Source organism: Jatrophihabitans fulvus (assembly GCF_054781375.1).
The window spans coordinates 189,085-205,517 of the sequence record NZ_BAAGUN010000005.1 but is presented as its reverse complement, the minus strand read 5'-3'; the positions used below and the strand labels follow the sequence as shown (position 1 = coordinate 205,517).

The 16,433-nt window shown below is 72.3% G+C and carries 18 protein-coding genes and 1 tRNA gene; 6 read left to right on the top strand and 13 right to left on the bottom strand.

Features of this window, described 5'->3' with window-relative positions; all coding sequences use genetic code 11:
- Window positions 1-9 precede the first annotated feature (9 nt).
- The 4 genes from ACYVP9_RS17165 to ACYVP9_RS17150 all read left to right on the top strand — a co-directional run bounded on the left by ACYVP9_RS17165 (window position 10) and on the right by ACYVP9_RS17150 (window position 4,268).
- Window positions 10-558 (top strand): VOC family protein, encoded by a 549-nt coding sequence (locus ACYVP9_RS17165; protein WP_460606137.1) that lies wholly within the window; start codon window positions 10-12, stop codon window positions 556-558.
- Between the two features lie 64 nt (window positions 559-622).
- Window positions 623-1,834, top strand: a complete 1,212-nt coding sequence (gene serA / locus ACYVP9_RS17160; RefSeq protein ID WP_460606136.1) for a phosphoglycerate dehydrogenase — start codon at window positions 623-625, stop codon at window positions 1,832-1,834.
- 206 nt (window positions 1,835-2,040) lie between these two features.
- Window positions 2,041-3,879, top strand: a complete 1,839-nt coding sequence (locus ACYVP9_RS17155) for an acyl-CoA dehydrogenase (protein ID WP_460606135.1) — start codon at window positions 2,041-2,043, stop codon at window positions 3,877-3,879.
- Between the two features lie 59 nt (window positions 3,880-3,938).
- On the top strand, window positions 3,939-4,268 hold the full coding sequence (locus ACYVP9_RS17150; protein ID WP_460606134.1) for a hypothetical protein: 330 nt from the start codon (window positions 3,939-3,941) through the stop codon (window positions 4,266-4,268).
- On the opposite strand, the gene ACYVP9_RS17145 is transcribed toward ACYVP9_RS17150, so the two are convergent.
- Genes ACYVP9_RS17145 through ACYVP9_RS17120 form a run of 6 tightly spaced genes read right to left on the bottom strand, consistent with a single transcriptional unit; the run spans window position 4,225 to window position 8,540 of the window.
- Window positions 4,225-4,938, bottom strand: coding sequence for an urease accessory protein UreD (locus tag ACYVP9_RS17145; protein WP_460606133.1), 714 nt, complete (start codon window positions 4,936-4,938; stop codon window positions 4,225-4,227). The genes ACYVP9_RS17150 and ACYVP9_RS17145 overlap by 44 nt on opposite strands.
- Window positions 4,935-5,630, bottom strand: a complete 696-nt coding sequence (gene ureG, locus ACYVP9_RS17140) for an urease accessory protein UreG (RefSeq protein ID WP_460606132.1) — start codon at window positions 5,628-5,630, stop codon at window positions 4,935-4,937. Before ureG ends, ACYVP9_RS17145 begins: the two co-directional genes overlap by 4 nt.
- On the bottom strand, window positions 5,620-6,231 hold the full coding sequence (locus tag ACYVP9_RS17135) for an urease accessory protein UreF (RefSeq protein ID WP_460606131.1): 612 nt from the start codon (window positions 6,229-6,231) through the stop codon (window positions 5,620-5,622). Before ACYVP9_RS17135 ends, ureG begins: the two co-directional genes overlap by 11 nt.
- Window positions 6,231-7,946 carry an urease subunit alpha gene (locus tag ACYVP9_RS17130; protein WP_460606130.1) on the bottom strand — a complete coding sequence of 572 codons (1,716 nt, stop codon included), beginning with the start codon at window positions 7,944-7,946 and terminating at the stop codon, window positions 6,231-6,233. The genes ACYVP9_RS17135 and ACYVP9_RS17130 overlap by 1 nt, the downstream gene beginning before the upstream one ends.
- A complete protein-coding gene (locus ACYVP9_RS17125; RefSeq protein ID WP_460606129.1) occupies window positions 7,939-8,241 on the bottom strand; it encodes an urease subunit beta in 303 nt (100 codons plus the stop codon). Before ACYVP9_RS17125 ends, ACYVP9_RS17130 begins: the two co-directional genes overlap by 8 nt.
- Entirely contained in the window at window positions 8,238-8,540 is a 303-nt protein-coding gene (locus ACYVP9_RS17120) for an urease subunit gamma (protein ID WP_460606128.1), read from the bottom strand. Before ACYVP9_RS17120 ends, ACYVP9_RS17125 begins: the two co-directional genes overlap by 4 nt.
- 100 nt (window positions 8,541-8,640) lie before the next feature.
- On the opposite strand from ACYVP9_RS17120, the gene ACYVP9_RS17115 reads away from it, so the two are divergent.
- Window positions 8,641-9,441 (top strand): tyrosine-protein phosphatase, encoded by an 801-nt coding sequence (locus tag ACYVP9_RS17115; protein WP_460606127.1) that lies wholly within the window; start codon window positions 8,641-8,643, stop codon window positions 9,439-9,441.
- Window positions 9,442-9,498: 57 nt separating this feature from the next.
- On the opposite strand, the gene ACYVP9_RS17110 is transcribed toward ACYVP9_RS17115, so the two are convergent.
- Together ACYVP9_RS17110 and ACYVP9_RS17105 are read right to left on the bottom strand one after the other, a co-directional pair.
- Window positions 9,499-10,179, bottom strand: a complete 681-nt coding sequence (locus ACYVP9_RS17110; RefSeq protein WP_460606126.1) for a TetR/AcrR family transcriptional regulator — start codon at window positions 10,177-10,179, stop codon at window positions 9,499-9,501.
- 7 nt (window positions 10,180-10,186) lie between these two features.
- Window positions 10,187-11,713 (bottom strand): MFS transporter, encoded by a 1,527-nt coding sequence (locus ACYVP9_RS17105; RefSeq protein WP_460606125.1) that lies wholly within the window; start codon window positions 11,711-11,713, stop codon window positions 10,187-10,189.
- Between the two features lie 190 nt (window positions 11,714-11,903).
- Here ACYVP9_RS17105 and ACYVP9_RS17100 point away from each other — a divergent pair.
- Window positions 11,904-11,992: transfer RNA gene (locus ACYVP9_RS17100), tRNA-Ser, on the top strand.
- A 5-nt stretch (window positions 11,993-11,997) separates the two neighbouring features.
- On the opposite strand, the gene ACYVP9_RS17095 is transcribed toward ACYVP9_RS17100, so the two are convergent.
- The 5 genes from ACYVP9_RS17095 to pcaH all read right to left on the bottom strand — a co-directional run bounded on the left by ACYVP9_RS17095 (window position 11,998) and on the right by pcaH (window position 16,418).
- The gene (locus tag ACYVP9_RS17095) at window positions 11,998-12,714 is read right to left on the bottom strand and encodes a regulator of G-protein signaling domain-containing protein (RefSeq protein WP_460606124.1); all 717 of its coding nucleotides are present in this window, start codon (window positions 12,712-12,714) and stop codon (window positions 11,998-12,000) included.
- A gap of 119 nt (window positions 12,715-12,833) precedes the next feature.
- The gene (gene pcaDC / locus ACYVP9_RS17090) at window positions 12,834-13,976 is read right to left on the bottom strand and encodes a bifunctional 3-oxoadipate enol-lactonase/4-carboxymuconolactone decarboxylase PcaDC (RefSeq protein ID WP_460606285.1); all 1,143 of its coding nucleotides are present in this window, start codon (window positions 13,974-13,976) and stop codon (window positions 12,834-12,836) included.
- A gap of 2 nt (window positions 13,977-13,978) precedes the next feature.
- Entirely contained in the window at window positions 13,979-15,160 is a 1,182-nt protein-coding gene (locus ACYVP9_RS17085; protein ID WP_460606123.1) for a lyase family protein, read from the bottom strand.
- Entirely contained in the window at window positions 15,157-15,678 is a 522-nt protein-coding gene (gene pcaG, locus ACYVP9_RS17080) for a peptidase associated/transthyretin-like domain-containing protein (protein WP_460606122.1), read from the bottom strand. Before pcaG ends, ACYVP9_RS17085 begins: the two co-directional genes overlap by 4 nt.
- Window positions 15,675-16,418 carry a protocatechuate 3,4-dioxygenase subunit beta gene (pcaH, locus tag ACYVP9_RS17075; RefSeq protein ID WP_460606121.1) on the bottom strand — a complete coding sequence of 248 codons (744 nt, stop codon included), beginning with the start codon at window positions 16,416-16,418 and terminating at the stop codon, window positions 15,675-15,677. Before pcaH ends, pcaG begins: the two co-directional genes overlap by 4 nt.
- Window positions 16,419-16,433 lie beyond the last annotated feature (15 nt).

The following is a 16,433-nucleotide window of genomic DNA, read 5'->3' as shown; positions in this document are numbered from 1 at the left end:
GAGCGCCCGATGCCGATCCACCAGCTGAACCACGCCGTGCTCTACGTGTCCGACGTCGCCCGCAGCGTCACCTTCTACCGCGACGTCCTCGGCTTCGAGGTCGTGAACGAGATGGGCGCGCAGGCTGCCTTCCTGCGCGCCGAGGGCTCCACGAACGACCACGACCTCGGCCTGTTCGGCATCGGCGCTCGCGCCGGGGCCTCGACGGCCGGCCGCAGCACCGTCGGGCTGTACCACCTGGCGTGGGAGGTCGAGACCCTCGCCGACCTCGAGCGGATCGCCGTCCGCCTGGCCGAGGCCGACGCGCTCGTGGGCGCGTCCGACCACAGCGCCACGAAGTCGCTGTACGGCCACGACCCGGACGGACTCGAGTTCGAGATCGTCTGGCTGGTGCCCGCCGACCGGCTCGACGAGCAGACCCTGGCCGGCCGTTCGGGGATCCGCCCGCTCGACCTGCAGCGCGAGATCGCCCGCTACGGCGCAGACACGCCCGGCGGCATCGGCGTCAGCCGCCCCGCGCCGGCCGCGGCTGAGAGCGCCGCGCCGTCGGGCCGGTAACGCTGCCGGGCCGTCCCTAGACTGGGGTCGCTGTCCACCGACCTCCCCGAAAGGACGCCCGGCTGTGAGCGACGCGCCGAACCGTGTACTGCTTCTCGAGCAGGTCCACCCCGACGCCGTCGACATCCTGACGTCGGCCGGGTTCGAGGTCGAGTCGGTCGACCGCGCCCTCGACGAGGACGAACTGATCGAGCGCATCGGCGACGTCGCCGTCCTCGGCATCCGGTCGAAGACGCAGGTCACCCAGCGCGTCCTCGACGCGGCGCCGAAGCTCGTCGCCGTCGGCGCGTTCTGCATCGGCACCAACCAGATCGACCTCGTCGCCGCGTCCGCCCACGGCGTCACCGTCTTCAACGCGCCGTTCTCGAACACCCGCTCGGTCGTCGAGCTGGCCATCGCCGAGATCATCGCGCTCACCCGCCGGCTCACCGAGAAGAACCGGCTCATGCACGACGGCGTGTGGGACAAGTCCGCCTCCGGCGCGCACGAGGTGCGCGGCCGCACGCTGGGCATCGTCGGCTACGGCAACATCGGCACGCAGCTGTCCGTGCTCGCCGAGAACCTCGGCATGAAGGTGCTGTTCTTCGACACCGCCGACCGGCTCGCGCTCGGCAACGCGAAGCGCTGCCTGTCGCTGAAGGAACTGCTCGCCGAGAGCGACGTCGTCACGCTGCACGTCGACGGCCGTCCCGACAACGAGAACTTCTTCGGCGAGGCCGACTTCGCCACCATGCGGCAGGGCTCGCTGTTCCTGAACCTGTCCCGCGGGTTCGTCGTCGACTACGCCGCGCTGCGCGACCACCTGCAGGCGGGCCACATCGCCGGCGCGGCCGTCGACGTGTTCCCGATCGAGCCGAAGGGCCGCGGTGACGAGTTCCGCTCCGAGCTGCGCGGCCTGTCGAACGTCATCCTCACCCCGCACATCGGCGGCTCCACCGAGGAGGCCCAGCAGGACATCGGCCGCTTCGTCGCCGGCAAGCTGCGCGACTTCGTGCTCGCCGGCGCCACCGCGATGTCGGTCAACGTCCCGGGCCTGAGCCTGCCGCGGGCCGAGGGCACGCTGCGCCTCGTGCACATCCACCGCAACGTCCCCGGCGTGCTCGCGCGCATCAACGGCCTGCTCGCCGACAACGGCGTGAACGTCGAGGGCCAGATGCTGGGCACCCGCGGCGACATCGGCTACGTGGTCACCGACAGCGCGTCGGGCACGACCCAGGCGATCGTCGACCAGATGCGGGCCATGCCCGAGACCATCCAGCTGCGCGTCATCTTCTGACCCGCCCCTCCCGTGGCGAGTCGTCCGCCTCTCGTGACGCCGGACGGCGTGCTGGGGCGGACGACTCTGCGTCGGCGCGGAAGCGGTGCCGACACGCGAGGCGCAGCGTGTGAACCGCCTCGTCCGCTTGCCGGGTCTACCGAGCGGTAATATCCTGGAAGTTACCGGTGAGTAACCCAGCTCGTACCGCTTTCGGGAGAACCGCCATGAGCCACTACAAGTCCAACGTCCGCGACCTCGAGTTCAACCTCTTCGAGGTGTTCGAGACCGCCAAGACCCTCGAGACGGCGCCCTTCGCCGATGTCGACGTCGATACCGCGCGCGGCATGATCGCCGAGGTCGCCCGGCTGGCCGAGGGCCCGCTGGCCGCGTCGTTCGCCGACGCCGACCGCAATCCGCCTGTGTACGACCCGAACACCTACTCGGTGACGCTGCCCGAGTCGTTCAAGAAGTCGTGGAAGGCGCTGTACGACAGCGAGTGGTGGCGGCTCGAGACGCTGCCGGAGCTCGGCGGCCAGCTCGTCCCCCGCACGGTCGTGTGGGCGATCGCCGAGCAGGTCCTGGGTTCCAACCCGGCCCTGCACATGTACATGGCGGGCGCGCCGTTCGCCGGCATCCTCTACGCCAACGGCAACGAGACGCAGAAGAAGATGGCCCAGCGCATGATCGACCGCGGCTGGGGCGCCACCATGGTGCTGACCGAGCCCGACGCCGGGTCGGACGTCGGCGCCGGGCGCACCGTGGCCAAGGAGCAGCCGGACGGGTCCTGGCACATCGAGGGCGTCAAGCGCTTCATCACCTCGGCCGAGCAGGACATCACCGAGAACGTCGTCCACCTCGTCCTCGCCCGCCCCGAGGGCGCCGGCCCGGGCACCAAGGGGCTGTCGCTGTTCGTCGTCCCGAAGTACCACTTCGACGTCGAGACCGGCGAGCTCGGCGAGCGCAACGGCGCGTTCGTCACCAACGTCGAGCACAAGATGGGCCTCAAGGCCTCGACCACGTGCGAGCTGCGCTTCGGCGAGATCGACGACATCCCCGCCAAGGGCTGGCTCGTCGGCGACGTGCACAACGGCATCGCGCAGATGTTCCAGGTCATCGAGCACGCCCGCATGATGGTCGGCACCAAGGCCATCGCGACGCTGTCGACCGGGTACCTGAACGCCCTCGACTACGCCAAGACCCGCGTCCAGTCGGCCGACCTCACCAAGGCCGCCGACAAGACCGCCCCGCGCGTCGAGATCATCAAGCACCCGGACGTCCGCCGCAGCCTCATGCTGAACAAGGCCTACGCCGAGGGCCTGCGCTCGGTCGTGTTCTACACCGCGTCCGTGCAGGACCGCATCATCACCGGCCAGGCCGCCGGCACCGACGTCACGCTCGACGAGGCGATCAACGACCTCATGCTGCCGATCGTCAAGGGCGTCGGCTCCGAGCGTTCGTACGACCAGCTCGCGCAGGCGCTGCAGACCTTCGGTGGTTCGGGCTACCTGCAGGACTACCCGCTCGAGCAGTACATCCGCGACGCCAAGATCGACACCCTCTACGAGGGCACCACGGCGATCCAGGGTCAGGACTTCTTCTTCCGCAAGATCGTCCGCAACCAGGGTGCGGCGCTGGGTGCGATCTCGAACGAGATCAGCGGCTTCCTCGAGTCGATCGCCGACGAGGGCCGGCTCAAGGAGGACGCCGCGCTGCTCAAGCAGGCGCTCGACGACCTCGGCGGCATCGTGGGCGCGATGTTCAACCAGCTGATGAGCGGCCAGGAGGACGTCACCAACGTCTACAAGGTCGGCCAGAACACGACGCGCCTGCTCATGTCGGCCGGCGACGTCATGGTCGGGTACCTGCTGCTCAAGCAGGCCTCGATCGCGCTGCGCAAGCTCGACGGCAACGGGCTCTCGCAGGCCGACCGCGACTTCTACGCCGGCAAGCCCGCCGTCGCGCACTTCTTCGCGACGACCGTGCTGCCTGAGCTGTCGGCCCGCCGCGTCACCGCCGAGAACATCGACAACAACCTGATGGACGTCCCCGAGGGCGCGTTCTGACCCAGCTCGTCCGACGGCCCCGGCACCTCGCGTGCCGGGGCCGTCGTTATGTTCGGACGATGACCGACGAGCCCGACGCCCGTCTCGACGTCGCCGCCTTCGACCGGGTGTCCCCGGCCGCGGCGTCGGAGCTGCTGCGCCCGGTGTGCGCGAGCGGCGCTTGGCGGGACGCGATGGTGGCGCGCCGCCCGCACGGCGACCTGCCGCAGGTGCAGCTCGTGTCCGACACCGTGATCGCCGGCCTGTCCGGACACCAGCTGGCTCAGGCGCTCGACGCCGAACCCGGCCTGGAGCGGGCGTCCGGGGACGATCGCGCGGTGGCCGAGCTGGCCGACCGCCGGGCGCTCAGCGCGCTGGTGCGGCAACGGCTGGCGCGCACGCTGGTCTGAGCAGCGACGCCAGCTGCTCGTCGACGGACGCCGCGTCGTCACCGAGGACGGTGAGCAGGTCCGTCCGCCCGTCGATGCGTTGGCCGACCGCGGTGGGGGAGGCCACGACCGTCCGGGCGTCGAGCGACGGCGACGTGCGCAGCACGGTCGCCAGCACCCGGTGCCTCACGTCCGCCGACCGCACCACCTGCCGCAGCACCGGCCGACCGTCGCGTTCCACGTCCCACCTGATGGTGGCGTCGCCGCGGCCGGTGTCGCGCGAGCGTCCGAGGGCGACGACCTCGCGCCACTCGAGCGTGGCATCCGGCCCGACGGCGATCGTGACCGCGACCTCGACCCGTCCGCCCTGGGCCACGACGAGCGCGCCCGGATCTGCGACGAGCGTCGCCCCCTCGGCGACGGACGCCGTCATCGTCACCCGCGCCGGCGGACCGCCACGGCCCTGGGCGATCGACGCACCCGTCGCGACGAGCCGCACCCGCATCCCGGCGCCGACGTCGAGCGAGAGCGTGAGGTCGTCCCCGGCGAGCGGGCCGGCGGCGCTGCCGACGAGGCACAGCGTCACGTCCGCGCCGGGGGTGTGGTGCACCTGCCGCAGCGTCAGCGGCGGTCCGGACACGAGCGTCACCCGTCCGTCCGTCGCCACGACCGCAGACGAGCGGATCCTCACGACAGTTCCTTGCGCACCCCGCGGACCCACTCCGCCACCTCGGACGCGCCCGGGTCGTCGGCCAGCGACGAGAAGACGAACGGACGGTCGCCCCGCACCGCCGCGGCGTCGCGCGCCATGACCGACAGGTCGGCGTGCACCAGCGGCGCGAGGTCGGTCTTGTTGATGACGAGCAGGTCGCTGCGGGTCACGCCCGGACCCCCCTTGCGCGGCACCTTGTCGCCGCCCGCCACGTCGATGACGAAGATCTGCCGGTGCACGAGGCCGTAGGAGAACGTGGCGGTGAGGTTGTCGCCGCCGCTCTCGACGAGCACGAGGTCGAGCTCGGGATGGTCGGCCTCGAGCTGCTCGACGGCGTCGAGGTTCGGCGTGATGTCGTCGCGGATCGCGGTGTGTGGGCAGGCGCCCGTCTGCACCGCGCGGATGCGCTCGTCGGGCAGCACGCCCGCGCGACGCAGGAAGTCGGCGTCCTCGGTCGTGTAGATGTCGTTGGTGACGACGCCGAGCGTGAGCTCGGCCGCGAGCGCCCGGCACAGGGCGGCGACCAGCGCGGTCTTGCCGCTGCCGACCGGACCGCCGATGCCGATGCGCGGCACCGTGGCGCCGGCGGGACCGCCGCCGGCGGGCTCGTGCGAATGGGGGCCGTGGTCGTTGTGATGGGGCGGCCAGGGGGCGGACGGGTCAGGACGCAAAGAGACGCACCTCGGTTGTCTGGTGGTAGTCGGCGAGCAGGTCGAGTTCGGGCGCGGAGAAGGCCGGGAGCTCGTCCGTGACGGGCACCCGGTCGATCTCGGACGCGAGCCGCGCGAGCATGCCCTGCACCGCGAACGGGTCGAGCCCGAGCAGCCTGACGGCCCCGCTGGCCGGCACGCTGATCGTCCCGAGGGCGGCGGAGCGGGCGGCGAGCTCGGGCGTGCCGCCGGCGAGGCGGACGGCGGAGCCCAGCACGAGCGGGTGGTGCTGCGTCGGCACCGCGAAACCGGGCAGCATCGCCCGCACCATGCGCGCGAGCCCGCGGCCGAGCTGCCGCGACGTCGCCCGCAGCGTCTCGGACGGTGTGCGCGCGTCGAGCTCCGCGTCGAGCAGCGCGAGATCGGCGTCCGGGTCGCAGGCCGCGGCGGCGAAGGCGGCGGCGACGACCCCGGCGGTGGCGAGCCGGGTGCGGCAGAACGCCTCGACGTCGTCGAGCGTGTGCACCTGCCCGAGCCCGATGGCCGCTTCCATGCCGCCGGAGTGCGTGTGCGCGCCGGCGGGGGAGCGGCTGTCGAGCAGCAGCAGGAGAAGCGCGTGCATCAGAAGAGGAAGTACCGCTGCGCCATCGGCAGCTCGGCCACGGGCGCCGGCTCGATGAGCTCGCCGTCGACGCGGACGGCGAACGTCTCGCTGTCGACGTCGATGGACGGCAGGGCGGTGTTCTCGGGCAGGTCCGCTTTGGACAGTCGCGACACGTCGGCCACCGGCAGCAGCGGACGGTCGGACTCCCACCGCTCGGCGAGGCCGTCCTCGAGCGCCGCCGGGGCGACGAACGTCCGTCCGAGCAGTGCGGGCAGCGTGCCGTACGCGCCGAACATCGGCCGCGGCAGCTGCGGCTGCGGCGTGGGGATGGACGCGTTCGCGTCGCCCATGGTCGCCGACACGATGACGCCCGCCTTCAGCACGAGGTGGGGGCTGACGCCGAAGAAGGCGGGCTCCCACAGCACGAGGTCGGCGAGCTTGCCGACCTCGACGGACCCGATCTCGTCCGCCAGGCCGTGGGTGACCGCGGGCGCGATCGTGTACTTCGCGACGTAGCGGCGGGCGCGGTGGTTGTCGGCCGCACCGTCGCCCGGCAGCGACCCGCGCCGCCGCTTCATCACGTGCGCGGTCTGCCAGGTGCGGATGATCGTCTCGCCGATGCGCCCCATCGCCTGCGAGTCGGACCCGATCATCGAGATCGCGCCGAGGTCGTGCAGCACGTCCTCGGCGGCCATCGTCGAGGGACGGATGCGCGACTCGGCGAATGCGAGGTCCTCGGGGATCGTCGGGTTGAGGTGGTGGCAGACCATGAGCATGTCGAGGTGCTCGTCGAGGGTGTTGCGGGTGTGCGGCCGCGTCGGGTTGGTCGAGCTCGGCAGCACGTTCGCGTGCGCGGCGACGCGGATGATGTCCGGCGCGTGCCCGCCCCCGGCCCCCTCGGTGTGGTACGTGTGGATCGGCCGTCCGCCGATGGCCTCGAGCGTCGACTCGAGGTAGCCGGCCTCGTTCAGGGTGTCGGTGTGGATCGCCACCTGCACGCCCGCCTCGAGCGCCACCGTCAGGCAGGCGTCGATGGCGGCGGGAGTGGTGCCCCAGTCCTCGTGCAGCTTGAACCCGCCCGCGCCGGCGCGCAGCTGTTCGCGCAGCGCCTCGGACGACACCGTGTTGCCCTTGCCGAGCAGCACCACGTTCACCGGCCACTGGGTGGTCGCGCGCAACATCGCGTCGAGCCAGAACGCACCGGGCGTGACGGTGGTGGCCTTGGTGCCCTCGGCCGGTCCGGTGCCGCCGCCGATCAGGGTGGTGATGCCGGCGGCGAGCGCGACCGGGATCTGCTGCGGCGCGATCATGTGCACGTGGCTGTCGACGCCGCCGGCGGTGAGGATCAACCCGTTGCCGGCGACGATCTCGGTCGACGGGCCGATCACGAGCTGCGGGTGGACGCCGTCCATCGTGTCGGGGTTGCCCGCCTTGCCGAGCGCGACGATGCGCCCGTCGCGCACGCCGACGTCCGCCTTGACGACGCCCCAGTGGTCGAGCACGACGACGCCGGTGATCACCAGGTCGGGCGTGCCCTCGGCCCGCGTCGCGATCGCCTGCCCCATCGACTCGCGAATCACCTTGCCGCCGCCGAAAACCGCCTCGTCACCCGGGGCGGGGGCCGACAGGTCCTCGGTCACCTCGATGAGCAGGTCGGTGTCGGCGAGGCGGACCCGGTCGCCCACGGTGGGTCCGTACAGCGCGGCGTAGCGCCGCCGGTCGAGCTCAGCCACCGGTGACCTCCGGGCGGAGGCCGCGGACGACCCGCTCGCCGGCCAGGCGGACGAGCGCGACGGTCATCGACAGTCCCGGTTCGAAACGCACGGACGTGCCGGCCGGGATGTCGAGCCGGAACCCGGCGGCGGCCGTCCGGTCGAAGACGAGGGCCGGGTTGGTGCGGTCGAACGCGTAGTGCGACCCGACCTGGATCGGACGGTCGCCGGTGTTGTCGACGACCAGCTCGATGCGCTCGCGCCCGGCGTTGAGCGCGATCGACCCGTCCGCGGCCAGGATCTCTCCCGGGTTCACTGAATGGGCCCGTGGACGGTGACGAGTTTGGTGCCGTCGGGGAACGTCGCCTCGACCTGCACGCTCTCGATCAGCTCCGGCACGCCGTCGAGGACGTCGTCGCGGGTCAGCACCTCGCGCCCGGACGACATCAGCTCGGCGACCGTGCGACCGTCCCGCGCGCCCTCGAGCACGAACGAGGTGATGATCGCGACGGCCTCCGGGTGGTTGAGCTTCAACCCCCGGTCGCGGCGGCGTTGCGCGACGTCGGCCGCGAGGGTGATCAGCAGGCGTTCCTGCTCGTACTGGGTGAGGCGCACGGGCGCACCGTATGGCGGTTGCGTTTCGGCGCGGTGAACTGCGCCTCGTCCGGCGTCGGCGGACGGGCCGGCCGGACCGTCCGCTCGTATCGTCGGAGTCATGACGGATGTGGCGTGGGTCGAACTCGAGGGTGCCGCGAACGTCCGCGACGTGGCGGGTCTGCCGACCGGCGACGGTCGCACGGTGCAGCCACGGCGCCTGATCCGGGCCGACAACCTGCAGACGCTCAGCAAGGCGGACGTGCGCGTGCTCGTCGTCGAGCTGGGGGTGAGGACGGTCGTCGACCTGCGCACCGGCGCCGAGGTGCGCGGCGAGGGTCCCGGCCCCCTGATCGCGGAGCCGGACGTCGACGTGCGGCACCTGTCGCTGTTCCCCGAGACGGCGGACGCCACCACCGACGGTGCCGACCTGCTGCCCTGGCAGGCACGGGCCCGCGAGGCCGAGCGCACCGGTTACCGTCCGACCGCCGCCGAGGTGTACCTCGGCTACCTGCACGAGCGTCCGGACTCGATCCTCGCCGCGCTGCGGGCGATCGCCGACCCGCTCGGCGCCACGGTCGTGCACTGCGCCGCGGGCAAGGACCGCACCGGCGTGGTCGTGGCGTTCGCGCTCGCCGAGGTCGGCGTGACGCACGACGCGATCGTGGCCGACTACACCCGCACCGCCGAGCGCATCGAAGCCGTGCTCGACCGGCTGCTGGCCAGCGAGACCTACGCGAAGGACTTCGCCGCCCGCTCGCCGGAACCACCGGACCCCGCCACCCACACCCCGCGCAGCGAGACGATGGAACACCTGCTCGCCACGGTCGAGCGCGACCACGGCGGCGTGCGCGGCTGGCTGCGCGCCCACGGCTGGACCGAGGACGACGCCGCGGCGCTGCGGGCGCAGCTGCTCGGCTGAGCCACCTGGGCTGAGCCACGTCGGCCGGGCTACCTCGGCCGGGCTACCTCGGCCGGACTACATCGTGCGCGAGTAGCGCTGCTTGTGCTCGGAGAACGCCCGCTTGGTGGCCTCGTCGTCGAGCGGCGGCACGGGCAGCGGCGCGCCCGGTCGGAGCCCGTCGAGCAGGATCGGCACGTAGCGGCGCCAGACGTCCGGTGACTGCCCGCCGTAGACCTCGGACACCGCGCAGAGCATGAGGACGGCGGCGCCGAGATCCGACGACTCGGCGTCGGCGCGGACGGCACCGGCGGCCTTGGCTCGGTCGACCAGGCGCGCGAGCGTCGGCGACATGGCGTCGTTGATGCGCTCGGTGTCGACCTCGTCGTGCACGCCCATCATGACCTCGCGCAGGCCGCGGTCGCGCGACTGCGCCCCGACGGCCTCCTCGAGGAAGCGGACGACGCCGTTCCACGGGTCGGGGTCGGCGGCGGCGTCCTCGGCGAACGCGATGATGCGCTCGATCTCCTCGGTGAAGATCGCCTTCGCCAGCTCGTGCTTGTTGGCGAAGTGCCGGTAGGCGGTGCCGACACCCACTCCGGCGCGGGCGGCGATGTCGTCGAGGCTGGCGTCGAGGCCGCGCTCGGCGAACACCTCGCGACCGGCCTGCACCAGTGCCGCCCGGTTGCGTGCGGCGTCCCGCCGCAGCGGGCGAGCGGGCTGCTCGTCCGCCCCGGCGGGACGCTCGGTCGAGGTCATCGGTGGATCAGACTGCCATGGCCACGGCGTCGGGGTCGGGCTGGGCGATGCCGGACTTCAGCAGCAGGGCCGCGATCGCACCACCGGCGAGGAACACGCCGGCGGCGATCCAGAACGCGATCTGGTACCCGTGCACCGAGGCCTCGGCCTGCAGCTGCAGGCCCGCGGCGCGCAGCTGCTCGGACGGCACGCCCGCGAGCTCGCCGCGGTTGTCGACGATGTAGCTGGTGACCAGCGAGGCGAAGATCGTGTTGAACAGCGCGGTGCCGACGGCGCCGCCGACCTGCTGCATCGCGTTGACCGAGGCGGACGCGACACCGGCGTCGCGCGGCTCGACGCCGAGCACGGCCAGGTTGAAGCCCGGCGCGAAGACCAGGCCGAGACCGACGCCCATGATGATGGTCGCGGGCAGGATCGTCGTGGCGTAGTTGCCCTCGAGCGAGATGCGGGTGAGCAGGGCGAGCCCCACGGCGGACAGCACCATGCCCAGCGGGATCAGGATCCGTCCGGAGAACTTCTGCACCAGGATCGTGCTGCCGACGGACGCGGTCACGATGATCGCGCCGGTGAGGGGGAGGAAGGCCAGGCCCGACTCGACCGGGGAGTACCGCAGGTTGCCCTGCATGTAGTACGTCAGGAACAGGAACACCGCGAACATGCCGATGCCGGCGAGGAACATGACCAGCAGCGCGCCACCGCGGTTGCGGTCGAGCACGACGCGCAGCGGCAGGATCGGGTTGCTGACCCGCTGCTCGATCGCCACGAACGCGACGAGCAGGACGACGGCGAGGACGAGGAAGACGATGGTCAGCGCGTCGCCCCAGCCGTGCTGGTCGGCGTTGGAGAAGCCGTAGACGAGCGCGAAGAGGCCGAGGGTGACGGTGACCGTGCCCCAGGTGTCGACGCGGTCGCGCTGCTCGCTGCGGGCGTGACGCGGCAGCAGCAGGATCGCGCCGGTGACGGCGAGGGCGGCGATCGGCAGGTTGACGTAGAGCGTCCAGCGCCAGTCGGCGTACTCGGTCAGGAAACCGCCCAGCAGCAGGCCGATCGAGGCGCCGGCGCCGGCGATGGCACCGAAGATGCCGAAGGCCTTGCCGCGTTCCTTGGGCTCGGTGAACGTGGTGGTCAGCAGCGCGAGGATCGCCGGGGCGAGCAGGGCGCCGAACGCGCCCTGGACGGCGCGGGCCGTCACGAGCATGCCGAAGTTGACCGCGGCACCGCCCACGGCGGACGCGATCGCGAAACCGACGAGGCCGACGATCAGCGTCGTGCGCCGGCCGACGAAATCGGCCACCCGGCCGCCGATCAACAGCAGCGAGCCGAAGGCCAGCGCGTAGGCGGTGACGATCCACTGCCGGTCGGCGTTGTCGAAGGCGAGGTCGGTCTGGGCGCTCGGCAGCGCGATGCTCACGATGGTCGAGTCGAGCACGACCATGAGCTGCGCGAGGCCGAGCGCGGCGAGGATCCACCAGCGCTTGCCGCCGGGCTCGGCCCCGGTCGCGTGCTGGTTGCCCTTCGAGAGGGTGGTGGTCACGGGGTTCTCCCTGTTCGAGCCATTTGCGGAGTCGGAGCCTCCGCTTCCGGAACGAACCGTACCCCACGATGTGGAGCCTCAACCTCCGGATTCCGGAGACGTGGGCCACAACCGCTTACAGGTCGGCCTCGCCGTCCGCCCGCCGCGTCGTGACAGGATGCGACCGGCGGACGGACGCAGCCCGCCAGCAGGAGGGCTCGCATAGTGGCCTAGTGCGGCGGTCTTGAAAACCGCTATGGCTGGTGACAGTCATCGTGGGTTCGAATCCCACGCCCTCCGCCCGGTCAGGGCAGTTGCGGCGCCAGCACCTGGGCGGTCGCCCACTTCTGGAACTTCGTGGTCGGCTCGGCGTCGAGCAGGTCGACGATGACCTTGTAGGCGTCCTTCCACGGCGCGTTCTTCCAGGTCGCCGTGGTGTCGGGCTGCCGCTTCGCGGTCACCTCGTCGGCGATCGTGGCGAACTCGCGGCGCAGCGAGGAGTCGATGTTGATCTCGGCGGGCGACCCGTCCGCGATGAAGCGCTGGTAGGTGGCGAGATTGATCTTGCCGTCGCGGACGGCGGCCAGGAAGTCGACGTTCTCCTCGACCCGCTTCAGCACGAGGAAGGAACGGAACTGCGGGGCGTGGCGGCTGAGCTGGTCGGCCTTCATCGACCGCATGGGCGAACCCTCGAAGGCCTGGATCGCCTTCGCAGCCGTCTCGGCCTTCTTGGCGTACACCGCGAGCGCCTCCTTGGTCTCGCGCTGCGCGACGCCCAGCTTGGGGTCCTTCTGCTGCTTCACCGCCTCGTTCTTGATCGCGGTGAGCGCCTTGTGCAGATCGCGGCTCGAGCTCAGCTGCGGCTCCTTGTTCGCCTTCTTGTCGGCGATCAGCGAATCACGCTGGGTCGCGTAGGCCTTCAGCACCTTCTCGAACTCACCGTTTGCATCGGCCGCCTTGGACTTGTTGGCCTTCCACCAGGCGGCGTCGAACTTCGGGTTCTTGGCGTCGGACGACTTCACGGGTGCTCCTCGGCAGTGCGATTGGAATCTCACGCGGACCGTATGTCGTCCGGGGCGTGCCTGTCTGCGTACGACGACCACCGCGGGACGTTCGTCCCCTGTCGGGTAGCGGACAGCGCTCAGCCGTCGAGCTCGTCGAACACCCGCTGCGCGACGCGGAACGCGGCGTTGGCGTCGGGCACCCCCAGGTAGATCGCGCACTGCAGCAGCACCTCGGCGATCTCCTCGCGGGTGAGGCCGTTGGTCAGCGCGCCCTGCACGTGCATCGCGAGTTCGTCGTGGTGCCCGCGGGCGACGAGCGCGGTGAGGGTGACGATCGAGCGGCTCCGGCGGTCGAGCCCGTCGCGCGTCCACACCCCGCCCCAGGCGTAGCGGGTGATGAAGTCCTGGAACTCGCGCGTGAACGCGGTCGTGCCGGCCACGGCGCGGTCGACGTAGGCGTCGCCGGCGACCTCGCGACGAACCCGCATCCCCGCGTCGCGTGCGTCGGCGACCGTCGCGGACGCAACCGGGCGGGACGCGATCAGCACGGCGACCGTGACCGGGTCCTCGGCCGGGGCGAGGTGGGCGACGTCGAGCTCGACGAGGCGGGCGTGCCCGACGGCGTCGGCGATCTCGCGCAGCCCGGCAACGGGGGTCGGCACGTCGTGCCGTCCGCCGACGAGCGTGAGCGGACGCTCGATCGCGCCCACCCGGTCGCGGACGTCGAACGCCGCGAGGGCACCGCAGGCGAGGGCGTAGCTCTCGGCGTCGGCGTCGCGCAGCGCGCCGAGCAGCGCCGCGGCGGCCTCGGGTTCGCGCTCCCGGAACCCCGGCCCGAACCAGCGGGCGATCGAGCCCTCGACGACCGCCGCCGTGCCGCCCGTCCGCACGGCCGCCGCACGCTCGTCCCAGGTCTGCCGGGTACCGATGCGGGCACCGGTGCAGCACAGCGTGGCCGCCTCGATGCGCTCGGCGTGCTCGAGCAGCAGCGCCAGGCCGACGGCGCCGCCGATCGAGTCGCCGGCGTAGGTGAACGTCGTGTCCGGACCGTGCGCGTCGTCGACGGCGGCGACCACGGCGGCGGCGAGCTGCTCGACGGTGAACGGCTCGCGCGTCGGCGTGCCGCGCCCGTGACCGGGCAGCTCCCACCCGACGATCTCGAAGTGCGGCAGCTCGGCGGCGCAGCGCGACCACAGCGACGTGACGGACGTGCCGAGCGACGGCCCGAGCACGAGCAGCGGGCGGCCGGGACCGGCGGTCGACAGCGGTACCAGGGTCAGCTTCACGGGGCACCTGCGAAGGCGCGGGCGCGGGCCAGGACGGCGTCGAGCACCGAGGGGTCGGACGCCCCGTCGCCGCCGAGCTTCTCGCGTTCGGAATCGACGCCCGGACGGGCGGCGTCGAGATTGCGCGACATCGCGCTTTCGCGCACCTGCAGGCCTTCGAGCAGTTCAGCGGTCTGCGACACCGCGGTCACGGCGTGCCGGGCGAGCAGCTGCAGCGGTTGCCACTCGACGTGCCAGGCCCCGTCCGGACGTTCGTCGCGCGCGTCCGCCGCGGCCAGGTGCAGCAGCGACACCAGCGCGGGCGCGGTGAGCGCGGCGCGCCGCACGAGCACCGACAGGGTCGGGTTCGCCTTCTGCGGCATGGCCGACGAGCCACCGCGACCCTCGGCGGACGGCTCGGCCAGCTCGCCGATCTCGGGACGCGACAGCGTGAGCACGTCGTTCGCGACCCGCCCGCAGGCGGCTGTCACCGCGGCGAGGGCGTCGCCGGCGCGCACGACGGGTGCTCGAGCGGTCTGCCACGGCGCTGTGTCGTCCAGCCCGAGCGCCGATGCCGTCGCGCCGACGACGAGCCGCGCGCTGCCGCCCGCGACTGCAGCCACGCCGCTGCGGGTGCCGGTCGCCCCACCGAATTGCGCGCCGATGCGCAAACGAGACGTGTCGTCGGCGGCGTCGAGCACCGCGGTGAGCCACGACCCCGTCTTGTCGCCGAACGTGATGGGCACCGCGGGTTGCGTGAGCGTCCGCCCGGCCATCGGTGTCGCCCGGTGCCGCTCGGCGAGATGCACGAGCGCGGTGACGCAGCGGCGCAGGTCGGCGAGCACGGCGTCGCGGGTGTCGCGCAACAGCAACGCGAGCGCGGTGTCGAGCACGTCCTGGCTGGTCAGGCCGCGGTGCAGCCACTGCGCCGCCGTCTCGTTGCGGCGCGCCACCCGGGGACGCAACAGGGCCAGCAGCGGGATGACGGGGTTGCCGCCACCCTCGGCGTCGACCGCGAGACCGGCGACGTCCGCCGGCTCGACGAGGTCGAACAGCGCGTCGGCCGCGCCCGCGGGAGCGACACCGGACGAGACGAGCGCGTCGAGCCATGCGGCCTCGACCGCGAGCAGGGCGCCGACGAGCGCGGCGTCGCCGAACAGGCCGCCCGCGCGGTGGTCGCCGGGCCAGAACAGCGTCACCCGCGCTCGCCGTGATCGAGGAAGACGGTCTCGTGATCGCCCTGCAGCACGACGTCGAAGACGTACCCGGTGTCGTCGGCGGCGGCGACGAGGGTGGCGCGCCGGTCGTCGGGCAGCGACGTCAACAGGGCGTCGGTCGGCGGCGGCTCCGGCAGGTACACCCGCGTGTGCAACCGGTCGAGCAGGCCGCGAGCGAAGATCGTCAGCGCCAGGAACGGCGCGCCGGGTCGCAGCGTGGTGAACGAGTACCGCCCGTCCGCATCGGTGGCAGCGCGCCCGAACCCGGTGAACGCCCACCCGTCGCGGCGCAGCGAACCGGGTTCGCGCACGACCCGGCCGGAGGGGTCGGTCTGCCAGAGCTCCAGCAGGGCGTCCGGTACCGGCTCGCCGGCCCCGTCGAGCACGCGACCGTGCAGCCGGATCGCGTCGGCGCGGCCGGGCGCGACCAGCTCGGGTCCGCCGTCGTAGGGCAGCGCGTAGCCGAAGAACGGCCCGATCGTCTGGCCCGGGGTCGTCATGCGAGGTCCTCGGGAGTGCGGGCGGCCCCGGTCAGGACGATGTCCCAGCGGTAGCCGGTGGCCCACTCGTCCGTCGTGACGTCGTGGTCGTAGGTCGCGATCATGCGCTCGCGGGCCTTCGGGTCCGTGACCGCGTTGAAGATCGGGTCGAGTCCGAACAGCGGGTCGCCGGGGAAGTACATCTGCGTGATCAGCCGCTGCGTGAACTGCGTGCCGAACACCGAGAAGTGGATGTGCGCCGGACGCCACGCGTTGTGGTGGTTGCGCCACGGGTAGGGCCCGGGCTTGATCGTCACGAAGCGGTAGCTGCCGTCGGCGCCGGTGAGGGTGCGTCCGGCACCGGTGAAGTGGGGGTCGAGCGGGGCGGGGTGCTGGTCGCGCTGGTGGGCGTAGCGCCCGGCCGCGTTGGCCTGCCAGATCTCGACGAGCTGGTGCGCGACCGGACGCCCGTCGCCGTCGAGCACACGTCCGGTGACGATCATGCGCTCGCCCAGGGGCGCGCCGCGGTGCTGCACGGTCAGGTCCGCCTCGTCGGCGGCCACGTCGCGGTGGCCGAACACCGGGGCGTGCAGCTCGACCCCGTCGGGATCGACACGGACGGGTGGTCGCCCCGGGTGCCGCAGCTCGCTGCTGCGGTAGGGCGGGTAGTGCAGCCGCGGTTGCGGTCCGCCGGCGCCGTCGAGCGCGGCGATCTCGGCGGTGATCTCGTCCTGCGTGGACAACTCCGGCGGCGGCGCCATGACCCAACCCTAGGG

What these genes read in the sequence shown, in the direction of transcription:
- ACYVP9_RS17165 (WP_460606137.1), top strand. Translation starts at nt 10, where the DNA reads ATGCCGATCCACCAGCTGAACCACGCCGTGCTCTACGTGTCCGACGTC.
- ACYVP9_RS17155 (WP_460606135.1), top strand. Translation starts at nt 2,041, where the DNA reads ATGAGCCACTACAAGTCCAACGTCCGCGACCTCGAGTTCAACCTCTTC.
- ACYVP9_RS17150 (WP_460606134.1), top strand. Translation starts at nt 3,939, where the DNA reads ATGACCGACGAGCCCGACGCCCGTCTCGACGTCGCCGCCTTCGACCGG.
- ACYVP9_RS17135 (WP_460606131.1), bottom strand. Translation starts at nt 6,231, where the DNA reads ATGCACGCGCTTCTCCTGCTGCTGCTCGACAGCCGCTCCCCCGCCGGC.
- ACYVP9_RS17115 (WP_460606127.1), top strand. Translation starts at nt 8,641, where the DNA reads ATGACGGATGTGGCGTGGGTCGAACTCGAGGGTGCCGCGAACGTCCGC.
- ACYVP9_RS17110 (WP_460606126.1), bottom strand. Translation starts at nt 10,179, where the DNA reads ATGACCTCGACCGAGCGTCCCGCCGGGGCGGACGAGCAGCCCGCTCGC.
- pcaG (WP_460606122.1), bottom strand. Translation starts at nt 15,678, where the DNA reads ATGACGACCCCGGGCCAGACGATCGGGCCGTTCTTCGGCTACGCGCTG.
- pcaH (WP_460606121.1), bottom strand. Translation starts at nt 16,418, where the DNA reads ATGGCGCCGCCGCCGGAGTTGTCCACGCAGGACGAGATCACCGCCGAG.